This is a genomic window from Autumnicola tepida (assembly GCF_031846485.1).
In the GTDB taxonomy this organism is placed as follows: domain Bacteria; phylum Bacteroidota; class Bacteroidia; order Flavobacteriales; family Flavobacteriaceae; genus Autumnicola; species Autumnicola tepida.
The window spans coordinates 137,351-152,854 of record NZ_JAVRHQ010000004.1 but is presented as its reverse complement, the minus strand read 5'-3'; the positions used below and the strand labels follow the sequence as shown (position 1 = coordinate 152,854).

Genomic DNA, 15,504 nt, shown 5'->3' with positions numbered 1-15,504 from the left:
TATTTACACTTTTTTGTTTGGAACATTAAAACCCGCCTTCTTTTTAGTGTTTTTCAAATAAAGAGATAGGAGATACCCAAATGGCAATGCCATCATTGTTGTGTATTTATGTTCTGTAGCTCCAAAGAAATTTTTATTGTTAGCTATAATACTACTGGAAACAAAATGAACAGCCTGTTTAAATCTTAGAGAAAAGGAATGTGCTTTCTTCATTCTATCAAGCCTATAGAAAGCAAACGAATTAGGATTTTTAAGGTAAGAGGTTATTTTATTATTAGAATTTCCATCGGGAAGATATTCTACGACACAAAACACCTCATTAAAGACTAATAATTTATAGTCCTGATCAATTTGTCTGTAAACATAGTCCTGAGCCGGAAATTTCTCTCCTTCAAAAAAAGGATATGGTAAATATTTTCTTATCACCTCCGTCCGGTACACATATTTTTTGTCACCTTTTACTTTATGTATATCTATCAATTCCTGGAAAGTCGCTTTTTTCAGATTATTAGGGAATTTAGTACCAATGACATCTCCGTTCTTGAAAATATCCAATCCAACCATTCCTGCGTAAGCATTACTTCCGTGGCTATCCCAGAGGTTTATTATTTTTTCTACTCCATCGTCAGGCATAAAATCATCAGAATCAATACAGACACTAAGAGGAGTGTCGATATTTTCGTATCCTTTATTATGGGCGCCTAACATTCCCTTGTTTTCCTGATATATGTAAACAATGGATAAATCCTTCTCGGCAATCCAACTTTCGACCAGACTTTTTGTGTTGTCCTCTGAACCGTCGTCTATTACTAACCATATAAAGTCTTTAGAGGTCTGTTTTTGCAGACTTTGATATAATTGAGGTAAACAATATGCGCGATTGTATGTAGCTGTGAATACGGTAAGTTTTTCCATTAGATTAGAATAACATTCATTATATAGGTGAAGAGAAAATATCCAAGGATAACTCCTCCTATTTTCTTGTGCTGAGATTTGAATATTTCTCCCTTTAAAAGCGGGTAAATTATAATTATACCTAATAGAAACCAGGACAAATAAGCAAACCTATTGGAGAAACTTGCAGTAATTATGAGTATCCAAAAACCATTTGCAAAAAGATAAATATTAAACAGCCTAGAATAGAGTTTATCTTTAAAGTTTCTCTTGAATATCATATACCAACCTGCAACAACACCTGTGGCGCTATAGAGGAGAAAATCCCATCTGAAACCCCTGTTATAACCAGATCCGAAATCATCATCTGTCAAATACATACCCATACGGTCATCCCCAAATCCCAAATTGGTTATCGCCGTTTCAAGAAAAGATCCCGCAAATAGAGATAAAGGGATACTGATCAACCAAAACTTTAGGTAAATACTTGAAGAATTATTTATCTGGGTAGTAAAAAAACCAAAGGCTGGTAAAAGCATAGACTTATGCATCCCAATTGAAACCAGAAGCCAAACAATTTGATTCCGTCGTTTTTCTCTTGAAATTGCAAATAAAAATATAGAAGTTGCTATTCCGTTACGAATACCATTAGTCCCGTAAGCCCAAAAGGAAAAGGATATTACGAGCATTAAAAAGCCGTAGAACCAGTATTGTGCAAACCATTTTTTGCAGGCTAAGAACAATGGAACCACATATAAAGTTGCACAAAGGAAAAAGAATGCCTGGACCGTCATTATCTTTGAAGCTCCGAACATTAGAAAATAAAAGAGAAAATCGTACTCTACTGAGAGATTTGGTGAATTTTCAAATCTTTCAAACATTTTAGCATAAGTGACCATGTCAATAAAGACTCCGTCGATAGGACGAAGGCCTATATATGCTAAAACGAAAAGGAACAGACTTATTCCGGTGGTTCGTATGTATTTTAAATTTAAATAATTATCAATGGCTATTATCTGCGTATGTAAAACTGTGAATAGAACAACAGCTAACATCGTGTAGTAATAAAACGAAGTATAAAATTGTATAGGTATAAAATCTATTGTCACTTCACTATTTTTATTCAGCAGAGTAAATGGCTTCTATTTTCTTGCTACTTGATTGTATATCAAAACCACTTTTTTTAATTATTTCTAATCTCTTCTGTTCATTCATCCAACTTTTCTTTTGAACAGCGAATAAATCATCACACCATTGTTGGAGGGAGGAATTTAATGATCTAAAGGTGATCAGTCCCACCCCTAAATCAACTTCATTCGAAACCGTATTTGAAACTATTGCAGGGATTCCAACAGATTGAGATTCCACTAGTACAACGGGAAAACCTTCGTGTAAGGACGGTAGGATCATTACATCTGAACCTGCAAGAATTTCCGGAATGTCTTCTCTTAATCCTAAAAACGAAAGGTTATTTTTTAAACCATCCTTTCTAGATTTATCCTGGAATTCTTTTAATAAAGAACCATTACCTACAAATACAAAATGAAAGTCTTTATTTTGTTCTTTCATAAATCTGGCTAGTTTCAGTGTAAAACTATGGTTTTTTATATGATTAAATCTGCCGACTTGTACTATGATCAACGTTTCTCTGGGAATTTTCAAGAGGTCACGGAGAAAGCTCGACTTCTTTTTTCCTATCTCATTAAACAGGGCAGTGTCAATAGCATTAGGAAGAACAATAAATTTTTTGCGATACGGAAATAAAAAAGATCCAGCTTCTTTACCGCAGGCGATAAATTGAGTAGCAAGATTATTTATAAGGACTTGAGATAGTTTTTTGTATGGAAGGTTATATATCGCTTTGCGATTATTTTTATTACTTGTGCTGTGGGAATGAACAATTCGTTTTTTTACACCGGCTAGATAGGCTGCTAACAAATGAAACCCGCTACTCAAAAGCATGTGACAATGTATAGTTTTTATATGATTTTCCTTCTTTAAAAATTGGTTTACAGCAAGCATTTTTTTTAATGGATTGCTAAATTCTTCAGAAGGAAGCCTATAAATTTTACCTCCTAAAAGTTCTATTTCATGATCATAATCACATACCTCGCCAGTGAAGTATAAGAAATCAAATTGAAAATTCTTGCGATCAATAGCTCTATAAAGGTTCATTATCATTGTTTCAGCACCTGCCCTATCCATTCGCCCTACTATATGCAGAATTCGCTCCATTTAACCTTTTAAACTTTTTAGTGGAACTTCTCCGATTGTATCGTTTTTAATGCCATACAAGTATCTACTATCGTTCTGATACATTTTAAGAATTTTGTCAACCATAACCAGGCGGTAAGCAATGGTAATGGGATCTAGATGCAATTTCTTTTTGCTTTTCAAGTATGCCTTAACTCGCATTGGCAAATTTTCGGATAACAGGATTTGAAACTTCGACACAAAAGTGTTTGAACCATTTGGTTTCAGTTCCAGTTTTTCTAATTTGTCCTGCACGCTTGCAATCAGGCTAGAAGAAAAATGTTTGTTTCCCGAGAGTTGTTCGAGATAGTCCTTCAAAAATTTTATCCCTGTGTCATTTTTAAAAATATTTGCTTGGTTAGGTATTGAGGGACTAGCTGCAAAGGAAACACCGCTTTTATCTAGTTGCTTACTCAAATCAACAATAATTTTCTTGTTACCTTTTTTTCTATCCTCCAGGGTGGAGTATAGATGAAAAAGTTTACCCGACATTATAGGAGATCTACTCTCCATATAAGATGCAGTTATGTCGTTAAAGGTAGAAATAACAACTGGAATTCTTAAACTAACATAAAGTCTATCTCTCCACTGTAGGTATGACTCTCTATTTTTCTTGTTCAAGTTTGCAGGATCTTTTTGCAGGTCAAAAAAACCATTAAGATCGTAATCCTCATAATTTTCGTAGTCTGTAAATTTATTTATTCCCGTATGGGTGCGGGCCATTATATTATTCAAATCTAGTCCTTCAGTGAAAGGAATATCTCCGCGCACTACTACTTTGTATCCTTTTTGGGTTAGACCACTCCAAAATTTAAAGGAATCTGTATATGCGTTAAAATGATCAATTCTGCCTTCACTGTGGAGAACAAAGTCGTGCAGAAGCTTATCTTTATCCTCTACTTCTGATGGTATTACAATATCCAGATATTTCCTTTTATAACAGTGGGCGATTTTTCTGGAAGCTACCTTATCATTAAAAACAGATCCATCAGATGGAACGCCCCAATTTATAAGATCAACAGTAGATAAATTAGGATATTTTTCCGTCAAATAAAGAAGTAGTCTACTATCATTGCCTCCAGAGAGAGGCAAAAGTATTTCTTTGGGATTATTTCGATCTAAAGAGGAAACAATATTTTTCACTAGTTCTGAAGTAAATTTTTCTTTTATTTCCTTAAAAGAAAAATTACTCTCTATCTCATAATTATTATCACACTTATCTTTTTCTGTCAAATTCCAGTTAGAGAAATTAAAGTTATACAGAGTTCTGGGTAAAACCATTTTAATATTTGAATCCCACGAAGAAAAAACTCCTTGAGTACCAGACGACAAAAACCAGGATAAAGTAGATTTTTCGACCTTGTAAGTTCCTTTTAACATTGTAATAGCTCTTTGAGATGTAGAAAGAATGATCTTTTCGGAATCATAGTAGTACCAGAGTGTTCTTGACCCAAAGGAGTCACAAAAAAATTCCAAGTTGTTCTCGTTAAAACGAATGAAAGCATAAGAGCCATCTGGTACATCTTTACCCACACTCTTATATTCATTTGTTTCGGAATAGACTTTACCCATTTCTACAAAAGAGGTGTCCTTTATTATTTCATCATTTTGAGCGGCTATAAAGGTATTTTTAGAAAAGGCGCTCTTAAAAATGGTATGTTTTACGTAGGGTTTAATTTCAATAGGAGTTAATCTATCACAAACCTTTTGTAAATTGTCCTTGACAATCTGTTGAGGTTGCTCGTTAAAGTAGGTAATGAAGACGTATTTTGCCATTAGTCGATAGTTCTAACCAGGATGTTTAATTTCTTACTAAAGCTCTTTGGAAGCGATAGATTTTTAGAGGTAAATTAAAATTATTTATTGCGGACCAAAGCAGAATTTTGTGAACTGGAGAGAGAGAATTGTTCCCAAAGACTTCATCATTGACTTCATGAAAAATGTTTGCTATTCCAGTCCCGGATTGTTCCCTGTTAAGTAAAACAAAAAGTTTATAGGAAAGCTTCATGTTTCTAATAGGTTTGAGAAACTGCGGATTTTCACTTAACAACTTTTCAGATTGATTGATTACGAATTCATATGCTAAAAAAGATTCTGAGGACAGCTTGTTTGAATAAGAAGTCTCTCTTTGTATATATCTATAAACCGTTTTATGAAGAGTACTTACTTTTGGCTTTTTAGTCAAGATTTTGATTAAGATGAGCTTATCCTCCATGTAATCTCTTCCTTCCTCAAATTGAAGACCATAAAAGAGTTTTTTACTGATTAATTTGTTCCAGAGAGCTGCATGAACTTTACCCTCTAAAATCATTAGTAACAAATGATCATAATCAATAATTGGTTTATGTCTAACAATATCTTTTGATGATGAATTTTCAATTATATAATCTCCAATTACTATATCGCTGCCGTTGTTTTCTGCTTGAGTAACTAGTTCTAAAAGAGCATCATCTAATAGGATATCATCAGCATCAATCTGCAGAATATATTTGCCGGTGCTGTTTTTTAAACCTGCATTCCTGGCTGAGCTAACTCCTCCATTTGACTTGGTCAAAACTTTAATTCTGCCATCATTACTAGCAAATTTTGTGCAAATGCTCAAAGAGTTATCTGTAGAACCATCATCAACTAATATTATTTGAAATTTCTGATAAGATTGACCTAAAATACTCTCAATACAATTAAAGAGATAGTTCTCAGCATTGTAAATAGGAACGATAATAGAAATCAAAGGATTGTACAATTTTTACTTCTCTTTCTCAGTTAAAGCTTCTTGTAAAAAGGAAAAAGAAACCTTTTTTTTATTTTCCAAAATGCCGTTGACGGTTGTCCAGTTAATTTTGGAGTCGATAAGATCTTCATTTAATTCTGCCGGACTAAGAATTAACCTATCTTCTAATTGAAACATTTTCAGAAGAGATTTAAATCTGGCTAGGCCACGTTCTTTATTTCCTATGGCAATAAAAGGTTTATTGAAAATTATAGAAAACACACACCCATGAAAAGAATCTGCTATAACAAATTCGGCATCATTAAAGGCTTTTAGCCATTTGGTTAGCTGGGGAAAAATATATTCCTGAACCTCGTGATTAAAGTCCTTATCAAAAGGTTTTGGCATGACCTCGAAGGGCTTTAAGTTTAAACGTGAGGATACCTTTCCAACGATTGTATCATTGTCTAAATTCGAATCTAAAATATAAGTAAATAAATCACCTTTACTAGGTCTTTCTTTTTCATACTTTCTAACAAGATCCAAATAGCGACTCTTATCTAACAACATGGTAGGATCCAAAGTATGTTCAGCTTTAACATTAAATTTTTCTTTTACCAGAGCTACTGCAGAATCTTCCCTGACGGAAACCCGGTTGAAGTTTTGCAGAAGCCTTCTGCATACTTTGGTTTCTTCTGGGGAATATTCCCACTTATCTGTTCCAAATGAGGCAGCAAAGGATATTTTAATAACATCTTCAGATGCGAAATCCAAAAAATAATTATAAATGTCGGGAACATATCTCGGTCTCCACACCTGGTCACTTCCAACTATAATTGCGTCATAATTCTCACCTATAGATTTCATATGGTCGTTCTCTACCAATACAGCAGTTATTGGTTTGATTTCACGTTTTATAAATTCAAGGGTGTTTGTTGAAATATAATTTTTCTGACGATAATCGGGATAAAAAACTGTATTCTCTTTTGATATAAGATTTTGTTTTAAAAACCTTTTGAATTTGTTTTTCTTCTCGGAAATGAAAGATGGCTTGGGATGATGCCTGTTTATAAATTCTGTTTCATGGCCTAGATCCTTTAAAACGGATTGCAGTGCATAAGCTTGAAGTATCCCGCCATAATTGTTCCACATAGGAAGTGATAAAATTCCAATTTTCATTAATTTGTATTTGCAATTAGTGACAATAATAATCCCTGGGTGAGTTCTGATTTACCCTTTTTTGTCGCATATTTATTTATATAAATAGTATCTCCGCTACTATTCAGTACATATCCTTCTTTATTGATTGAATCTTGTAAAGACTTTTCCACCTCTTTAATTTTAACTTCTTTACCACTTACGGTCCTAGCATAATATAACATTAGTGTGATAGAAGTATCAATGGAGGTATCATTAGTATGGCCTAAAAACTGCGACCAATGAAGGTTCTTGATCTTTAGTTCTTGAAGTTTTATATCTAGTTCTTCAAAGGTAGAGCGGAATAATTTGTAGTGTGGATTGTTGGAGGCGGTCGTATATTTTAGCGAAAAAGCTAAGCCTATCATGAACCACCCTATACCTCGTCCCCAGTTGGTGGGGCCTAAATGGATTTTATTTTTTAAATCTACTGCATGAAAAGGTAGTAGACCTGATTTATCCGTTCCGTTTTTTATGTAAAAATAGAGTTGCTCATTGGCTAGACGTATAAGATCTTCTTTTTGAAAACTACTTCCATAGGTGTAGAGGAACGGGCATACCATTCCCAATGTGTCTACAAAACATACATCAATACCTTTTCTATAGAGAATTAAATCTTGCTCGTCATTAATAAATTTTTTTACTTCATGCTCTATGTGCGATAATGCTTTAGAGTAAGATTCTTTTTCATCGCTAAGGTATAATCTTGATAAGATTACTCCAAAAAGAGATTGGTCAATCTTATCAAATTTAAAGTGCAGATTTCCCGACGCATCAATAATTTTTTTTATCTCCTTTTCAACCGTGATTAAAACTTCTTTGTCTCCACCGTTGTCGAAAACATCCAGTAGTCCATTCAATAGGTAAGCTCGTGGAAAGTTAAAGTACTTATAATCTTCCTTATCCTTTCGTTGTATTTTGGATTTTACTTTTGCTAAAAAAGGATATAGCCCTTCCGCGTCATCAAATGACATTGCTACTTTACTGGAACGAGCCATTAGAAGGCCTCTGAAAATGATTAAATGTTTAATGACTCCAATGGAATCAAAGGGCATTAGTTTTTCTTTATGGAACTTTTTTTTATATAAGGGAATACATTCAAAGGTTATTAGCAGGAGAACTAAAAAAAAGCAAATTGTGAATAATATGAAAATCATTTTAATTGTAAAATTAATGCCGCCGCAGTTATTTAGTAGGAATATTTAATCTCTGTTTTATTGGATGGAAGCACCTCAATAGAAGGTGATAATAAGTTCTAGGCGGTATTTTATAATTTTGTTTTTTGCATTCATTTAGAATTTCTGCAGAAAAGGTATTTTTAGACCTCAGATAATGGTAAATGGTTTCTGCTAAAAATTTATTTTTATTAGTTTTAAAATGGTATATATCAAAAACATTCGAAAAAGGTTCAAGCTTGCCAGCAATATCTAGAGCTAACATTGTTCTAACACATTTGTAGCAATTAGAACAGTTTTTGATTTTGTTATCTTGAATTTTCACGTGATCATATTCAGTAGTCACAATGCAAACATTGAGGTGATCTTGAGCCGGCTTATAATTCATTATCTCTTTGGTCTTTTCTACCCTATTCGCCATTAAACCAAAGATTTCGAAATTTAAGCTGTTGGATGAAAGGGCGACAGCAATAATTAAGTCATAATTCGCAGTATCAGAAGGATCGACTCTAAAATCTTTTATGTTGTGACCAGATGAATAATAGTATGTTTTAAAGATATTTTGAAACAATAGGGAACAGGCTAAGTTTCTAAAGGTATGGGTAGGGACAAAAGGCCTATCAAGGATTTCATTTAAATTCGTATCAACCCATATTAAAGGCATCTGCAAATGATCAGCAAGAGCTTTGGCTTGATTTATAATAGAATAAAATAATTTTCTTGCTTCTTTACCACCATTGGTCCCAAATGCACCTGCATTATAGAGGGTCAAATGTGTTACAGGATTATGACCTTTATTGTTTTTTGCAAGGGTATAAAAGGAATCGATCCCTAAAGACATTGCAGTTGCGATTCCATTTGCCTCTGGAAATGTTTTCTCACTTATGGGCGCATCGATGTTTATTCTTCTATACCCTGGATTCATCATTATTAATATATCCACCAGATAATTTTCGACACCGTATAGTAGTCTTCTGGATACCGGGGATTTTAGGTAAATATCCTGTTTAGTATGAATGGATCGTAAAAATAGGACGACAAAAAAAGAGTCGCAAATATTTGTGTTCAAATACACTTCATTTTCGATAGAAGTTTCGAACCAGAGAATATCCTCCACGCCATTATCAGTGAACTTACAGGAAAGTCTAATTTTTTTATCAATAATTTCCTTAGAAACTTCTTCTACTATTATCATAATCTTGATGATGGTGAAAGTCTTACTTTCAGTTTGAAAAAATTAGCAACTAATGATCTCTCAAAGCCATTTAGTGCTAATGTGAAAAATACAAGACAGTAAGCAGTAATATAAAGTAAACTTTTAATTGAAAAATTTAACCATCCGCTCCCTGGAATCTCTTTAATTAAAAAACCAACACACATAACAATGATAAATCCAGGCAGTATTCGCCTAAACACTTCTTTAAAAAATTGAGGAATATCTAACTTTAGAATTTTATGGTAATAAATATTCATTATTATTAGGGCAACTAACCATCCAGCTACGATTCCATAGATCATACCCGACATTCCTAGAGAATCAATTAAGAACCATCCTAGCAAAGTTCCTAAACCAATAAAAATAAGGTATATAATAGCTTTAAAATAAAATTTTTTGTTTGCTTCCAGTAGTGAGTTTGCGAAGTTTTGAATAAGAGGAAGCGTGTAAGCTAACATAACTGTTAAAGCTATGATCCAGGATAATTCATAGGATTCGCCAACCCAGAGTGTAACAAATTGTTTCCCGAACAAAATGAAAGCTCCTAAAATCGCCAGCAAAACAATTAGCGACAGCCGCCCTATTTTTATCATCATACCGGTTAGTTCTTCTTTAGTGGAGCTTTTAACCACCATCTGAGTAGCTTTAGGTAAAAAAACTGAAGAAATCGCTCCGGAGAAACTACTATAATAGCTGCCTAAAACAATTCCCACCGCATAAATACCTACAGTTACAGTATCTGTTTTTATTCCGAGCAATACTTGCCCCCCTTTCCATTGAAATTGTTGGACAATAGCAAATATGAAAATCCAGATCGAATAGGAGAATATAACTTTTACCAAGGAAAACTCGTAAGTGTGTAGTTTAAATCTGACTCCTAACCTTTTAAAAACGTAAAAACCGTTTACAATAATAATTAAAATGTTCATCAATGTATCCAGGAGAACTAGACCTATGGCATCACCTCCCATTAATAACAACCCTACAACAGCCGCCGATCGGACAATATACCGTACTATATTAATAGTTCTGGGAAAAACAAAATGCTCATAGCCATTAGAAATAGCAGTAAAAGCTCCACCAGGTAGTGTAATTGCAATATTAAAAATGAGAATAAGAAACATGACCTTAGCCTTAGTCATTTCCTCTGATGTTAGAGAAGAACCGAAAATTGATTCCAGGTTATAATAAAGAAGTATCCCAATGAGTCCAATTAATACAGAGATGACTCCATAAATCATCATGGTGGTAGACAAAAAACTTTCTTCCCCCTTTTTATCATTTTCAGCCCTAAATTGAGCTACGTAACGCACGATCGTATTGTTTAGTCCAAGGTCGAGAACACTAATATACCCTACAAAAGCACCTATTAAGGCATATAATCCATACTCTGAATTCCCCAGACTTCTAATAATAAATGGAGTTAAAACCAATCCAATCACGTTTGTTAGAATGATGGTAACGTACGAAAGAATTACGCCCTTTTTAAGTTGGCTCAAAGTTTTACTGTTTAAATAACGATGTGAAAAATGATTAAATATACTTTCTTTATGATGGTGGAAGGCCAAACTTTTTACGTCCGGTAGGCGAGCTTTTCAAGTACGGACTACTTCTGATTGATGTGAATTTCTGCTTCAATTTGATGAATGGTCTTTCAAAGTAGGTATAGGAAATATAAGCCAAAATAATCGTTGCAAGAATAATAACACCGTAAAGCAATATGTAATTAACAAAAGAAGAGTGGTCAAATTCCCCGAATATCTTATAAACAAGAAAAATTAATAAAGGATGAATTACATATACTCCGTAAGATATTTTTCCTAAGAAATTAAAAATTAATTTATCTAAGTCAATTATCATATTTTTTCGCATAATTTGACTAAAAATTATCATTACTGTTGTAATAGCTATGATTTCTGAGTCAATTAAAGCAGAAGAAATATTAAAAATATTTAAAGCTGAAAGTGCTATAATTGACCATGAAATAACCTGTGTCTTTCTATTGATAAAATATGCAATCCATTTACTTTTATTATAGTAAAAAATAGCTCCAATAGCTCCAATTATCATAATATGGAATCTTGTGACATTCATTGCTGTTAAAAGTAGAGATAGGGTCACGTTGTCATCGCGAAAAACATAAAGGAAAAATTTTATTATGTAAAAAATCGCGGCAAAAACCACGGCAAATTTAAAGAGTTTTTTATTGTCAAATTTTCCTATCCATGGCCAGAACAGGTAGAATTGTTCTTCAACGGCTATTGACCACAGATGCCCCATGTATGGCAACATCGAATTAATAATAATAGGAATATTTGCTGCCAAGAAAATGTAGAATGGTACAAGTTTTTCATTGAATTCGATGCCAAACACAAAATAAGTAGCAGTAAGAACAGCTATGAATAAATAATATAATGGCCATATTCGCAAAGCTCTGCGTATATAAAAATGTTGAATATTGATCTTTTGTTTTTCTTTTTCTTTTAACAACAGGAATGTTATTAAAAAACCACTAAGAGCAAAAAAAATAGTAACCCCGTGTGAGGCCATAAGTATTCCCTTTGGATTCCCTAGGGCATCTGTGAAAAGGGGCGCTAATCCAAATAAAGGTAAAGCTAAACTTATATGAGAAAATACAACTGCCATAGATGCAATTGCTCTGAGACCATTTAAACCTGTTAAATGAATTGCTTGGTTTTTTTCCATATTATGAGAAAATAAATTAAATCAGCTTTCCGGTTGCGGGCTATAAAAGTTGTTTAAGACTCTCATATTATAATTTTCCACTCGAATGAGCCATAATTCCTTTCACATCATACACCACAGCACCTTCATTTTTTAAAGCGTCAAGGTTCATTTTTAGAAATTCCTTATGAGCCACGGCCAATACCACAGCATCAAATTGTCCTTCCGGCAATTTGTTGGTTGTTTCAAGGTTGTATTCATGCCTCACTTCAGCAGGATTGGCTAGTGGATCGTAAATAGTCACATTGGTTTGATACTCTTCCAGATGTCTTACTACATCTACCACTTTGGTATTTCGAACATCGGGGCAGTTTTCTTTAAAAGTGATCCCCAGTACAAGAATGTTAGCTCCTTTTACCTTCATGTCGCTTTTAAGCATCAGTTTTATCACTTCAGAAGCAACATATTGCCCCATAGAATCATTCATACGCCTACCGGCAAGAATGATTTCCGGATGATAACCCATTTCCTGGGCCTTTTGTGCCAGGTAGTAAGGGTCTACCCCTATACAGTGCCCCCCAACCAGTCCCGGTCTAAAAGGCAGGAAGTTCCACTTGGTACCGGCTGCTTCCAGTACGTGGTTCGTATCGATGTTCATTTTATTAAAGATCTTCGCCAGTTCATTCACAAAAGCAATGTTGATATCCCGTTGGGAATTCTCAATTACTTTAGCGGCTTCAGCTACTTTTATGGTGGGAGCCAAGTGGGTTCCTGCAGTAATCACGCTCTTGTAGAGCGTATCTACGCGTTCACCTATTTCTGGTGTCGAACCTGCGGTTACCTTCATTATCTTTTCTACGGTATGTTTTTTATCTCCCGGGTTGATACGTTCAGGAGAATATCCCACGAAGAAATCTTCGTTGAATTTAAGTCTGCTGGTTTTCTCCAGCACCGGTACACATTCATCTTCAGTCACTCCGGGGTAAACCGTAGATTCATAGATCACAATATCTCCTTTTTTCAAAACCTTTCCCACGCTCTCACTGGATTTGTAAAGCGGGGTAAGATCGGGACGGTTATTTTTATCTATGGGAGTGGGAACGGTAATTATGTAATAATTACAGTCCATAATATCCCCCAGGTCACGGGTGATGAAAAGACCATCCACCTCCCGGCCTCCCCCGAAGGAGGAGGAGTCTGTTTCTTCAAAAGCAGTTCCTGCGAGTTCCAGTGCTGGTTGCTTTTGAAGGTTATATATGCTTTTAACCAGCACCGCCTGTAGCTTTTCGTCTTCTACTTCCAGGGTGCTGTCGTAACCTTTTTGTAACTCTTCTACCCTGGCAGCATTTATGTCAAATCCTATTACCGGGTATTTGGTAGCGAAAAGCCTCGCCAGTGGGAGACCCACATATCCCAGGCCAATTACCGCTATTTTATATTTTCCATTTTTAAAACGTTTCTGATATTGATACCAGGCTATGCCTGTTGTTGTTATTAATTTTCGGACAGCGCATAAATTAAGCGCCCCGAAATATTTCGGTTATATAAAAAATTAAAAATCCTGATTACCTCTTAGGCCGTGATTGCCTGGATAGCGGCCAAAGCCTGCTACCAACTCCTCCTGTGAGAAGTACGTGAATTATTGGGGACATTTTTCATATTTAATCTGTAATTTTTAATAGGGCCTTTTACAGATAGGAATGATTTTGTTGATTTACTAAGATAAAATCCTAACAATTTGAAACTTGATAAGGAATTTATTACGGCTTCGCCGCCCTGTGTCCCATCTTTCAGTGAGCAAGACGATAAAAAGCTATAAAAACCGGATAAAGAGCAGCTCCAGCTAAGAAGGTGCAAATATATTATTTCACATTTAATTAACACAAGCAAAAAGTGTTAAAAATGAAATATATTTGATCAACAGCAGCTATAGAAAAAAGAAGTGCTACTTGTGGGAAACCCTAAGGATTTCCTTCATTAACAATATTGAGATTAATGTGTAGGATTAATTGATAAATTGAAAATCTGAAGCCACAATTTTAAGAATGCTTTAAGATTTGGTCTAGTGGAAATTCTGATATTTGAGTTGCTTAGCTTTTTTTAACCAGAGGCCCAGAACGAACAAACTATTCAAAATAATAGTACCAGATCCACAATTAAAATTCCACTTTAGAAGAAATTTTTAGTTAGAAAAACATGCCCTGTCACTCTTCTCCTGGGGTAATTTAGCGGTATCAAAAGTCCTATAGCCAAATTAAGCATTAACTGGTTACGGGTGCCATCATCAAATTAAGCCTGATTCATGAGATTATTATCTATTCGTGGCTTCTTTGGAATCAAAGGTAAGAGCGGAATATTTAACTGATATACAGAGTGCAGTACAGGAAATACAAATTCTCCTTCACTGTAACTATAAAAATACTCAGGTCGAACAAAATTTTCCGAACCCATTTATACAAATGCACCACTCAAGTCTGCAGAAAGGATGAACAAGAAAACGCTTATAATGTAAAAATTATAAAAAGAAACCAAGAAAGCTGTGTTGGCTGAAAAAGTATCCATACTTTGATAATCGATAATTTACAATACTTCGTCAATATGGGCAGTAAGCGTCCATCCCAGATCCTTCAGGATTAATTTTAGCTTTTTACCACCAACTTCCTGAATGACCGCCTTTTTATTGGCAAAATTGCCTGTTTTTATCTTTAGTTCGTCCCCTGGTTTCAGATGCGTTACTTGAAAGTCCCCGAGTTTATCATTATTTATCCAAACTTTAATAGCCTCTATCTCCTCATTTTTTGCAATGGCCGGTTTTTTAAGCCAGTACAAATAATTCAGTACGCCAGGAGCCTGGAAGACCACATTGTGTTCTTTTTCGGAAAGATTTACGAATAAATAGGATGTAAACAGTGGCACTGTGACCTTCTTTTTCCGGTCACTCCATTGACGTACTTCTTTTATCACCGGGCAATATACCTCCACTCCCAATCGTTCCAAGCAATTGGCAGTTTTAATCTCATGCTGAGGTTTAGTTCGAATTACATACCAGGACATACTGCGCTTTTTGATTATTAAAACCTAAAATTTTAATTTCCCGCAGCAGGGTAGAGAAATATCATTACAAATGAAACCATAAAATACAAGTCTTCCAAAATAAATTTTGAAACATCTGTGGGTTATCTAATATGGGCAGAGGTTTTTGCCCGGAACTGATTGTTCAATGTAAAGAACCTTCAGGTGCATTTAAACTTCATTCCTACGAAATGTTATAATAGTTAAATGAACTTTGTCAATTGAACTCATTGGCTTATACTTTACATTCAAAGAGTTTACTGAATTTAATATCCCTAAAGTTGATCACAAATTAAGATCAT

12 protein-coding genes and 1 pseudogene are annotated in these 15,504 nt (G+C 34.5%); all 13 read right to left on the bottom strand.

Translation table 11 applies throughout. The features are described 5' to 3' along the window. Positions 1-3: 3 nt before the first annotated feature. The 13 genes and pseudogenes from RM553_RS05505 to RM553_RS05445 all read right to left on the bottom strand — a co-directional run bounded on the left by RM553_RS05505 (position 4) and on the right by RM553_RS05445 (position 15,184). A complete protein-coding gene (locus tag RM553_RS05505; RefSeq protein WP_311533957.1) occupies positions 4-915 on the bottom strand; it encodes a glycosyltransferase family 2 protein in 912 nt (303 codons plus the stop codon). Next, on the bottom strand, positions 915-2,003 hold the full coding sequence (locus tag RM553_RS05500; RefSeq protein WP_311533956.1) for an EpsG family protein: 1,089 nt from the start codon (positions 2,001-2,003) through the stop codon (positions 915-917). The genes RM553_RS05505 and RM553_RS05500 overlap by 1 nt, the downstream gene beginning before the upstream one ends. Positions 2,004-2,013: 10 nt before the next feature. Further along, positions 2,014-3,129: a glycosyltransferase gene (locus RM553_RS05495; RefSeq protein WP_311533955.1), complete on the bottom strand. Its 1,116-nt coding sequence runs from the start codon at positions 3,127-3,129 to the stop codon at positions 2,014-2,016. Further along, positions 3,130-4,923, bottom strand: a complete 1,794-nt coding sequence (locus RM553_RS05490) for a hypothetical protein (protein ID WP_311533954.1) — start codon at positions 4,921-4,923, stop codon at positions 3,130-3,132. Positions 4,924-4,948: 25 nt separating this feature from the next. Beyond that, complete coding sequence (locus RM553_RS05485) at positions 4,949-5,878, bottom strand: glycosyltransferase family 2 protein (protein ID WP_311533953.1); 930 nt, start codon at positions 5,876-5,878, stop codon at positions 4,949-4,951. A 15-nt stretch (positions 5,879-5,893) separates the two neighbouring features. Then, complete coding sequence (locus RM553_RS05480; protein WP_311533952.1) at positions 5,894-7,036, bottom strand: polysaccharide pyruvyl transferase family protein; 1,143 nt, start codon at positions 7,034-7,036, stop codon at positions 5,894-5,896. Then, positions 7,036-8,052: a glycoside hydrolase family 88 protein gene (locus RM553_RS05475; RefSeq protein ID WP_311533951.1), complete on the bottom strand. Its 1,017-nt coding sequence runs from the start codon at positions 8,050-8,052 to the stop codon at positions 7,036-7,038. Before RM553_RS05475 ends, RM553_RS05480 begins: the two co-directional genes overlap by 1 nt. Positions 8,053-8,239: 187 nt before the next feature. Next, positions 8,240-9,424: a hypothetical protein gene (locus tag RM553_RS05470; RefSeq protein WP_311533950.1), complete on the bottom strand. Its 1,185-nt coding sequence runs from the start codon at positions 9,422-9,424 to the stop codon at positions 8,240-8,242. After that, complete coding sequence (locus tag RM553_RS05465) at positions 9,421-10,944, bottom strand: lipopolysaccharide biosynthesis protein (protein WP_311533949.1); 1,524 nt, start codon at positions 10,942-10,944, stop codon at positions 9,421-9,423. Before RM553_RS05465 ends, RM553_RS05470 begins: the two co-directional genes overlap by 4 nt. Positions 10,945-10,993: 49 nt before the next feature. Next, complete coding sequence (locus RM553_RS05460) at positions 10,994-12,151, bottom strand: acyltransferase family protein (protein WP_311533948.1); 1,158 nt, start codon at positions 12,149-12,151, stop codon at positions 10,994-10,996. 67 nt (positions 12,152-12,218) lie between these two features. After that, positions 12,219-13,538: a nucleotide sugar dehydrogenase gene (locus RM553_RS05455; RefSeq protein WP_432271449.1), complete on the bottom strand. Its 1,320-nt coding sequence runs from the start codon at positions 13,536-13,538 to the stop codon at positions 12,219-12,221. 160 nt (positions 13,539-13,698) lie between these two features. Then, positions 13,699-13,782, bottom strand: a pseudogene (locus RM553_RS05450) (sugar phosphate nucleotidyltransferase); the annotation flags it as partial. A 928-nt stretch (positions 13,783-14,710) separates the two neighbouring features. Further along, positions 14,711-15,184 carry a UpxY family transcription antiterminator gene (locus tag RM553_RS05445; RefSeq protein WP_311533947.1) on the bottom strand — a complete coding sequence of 158 codons (474 nt, stop codon included), beginning with the start codon at positions 15,182-15,184 and terminating at the stop codon, positions 14,711-14,713. Positions 15,185-15,504 lie beyond the last annotated feature (320 nt).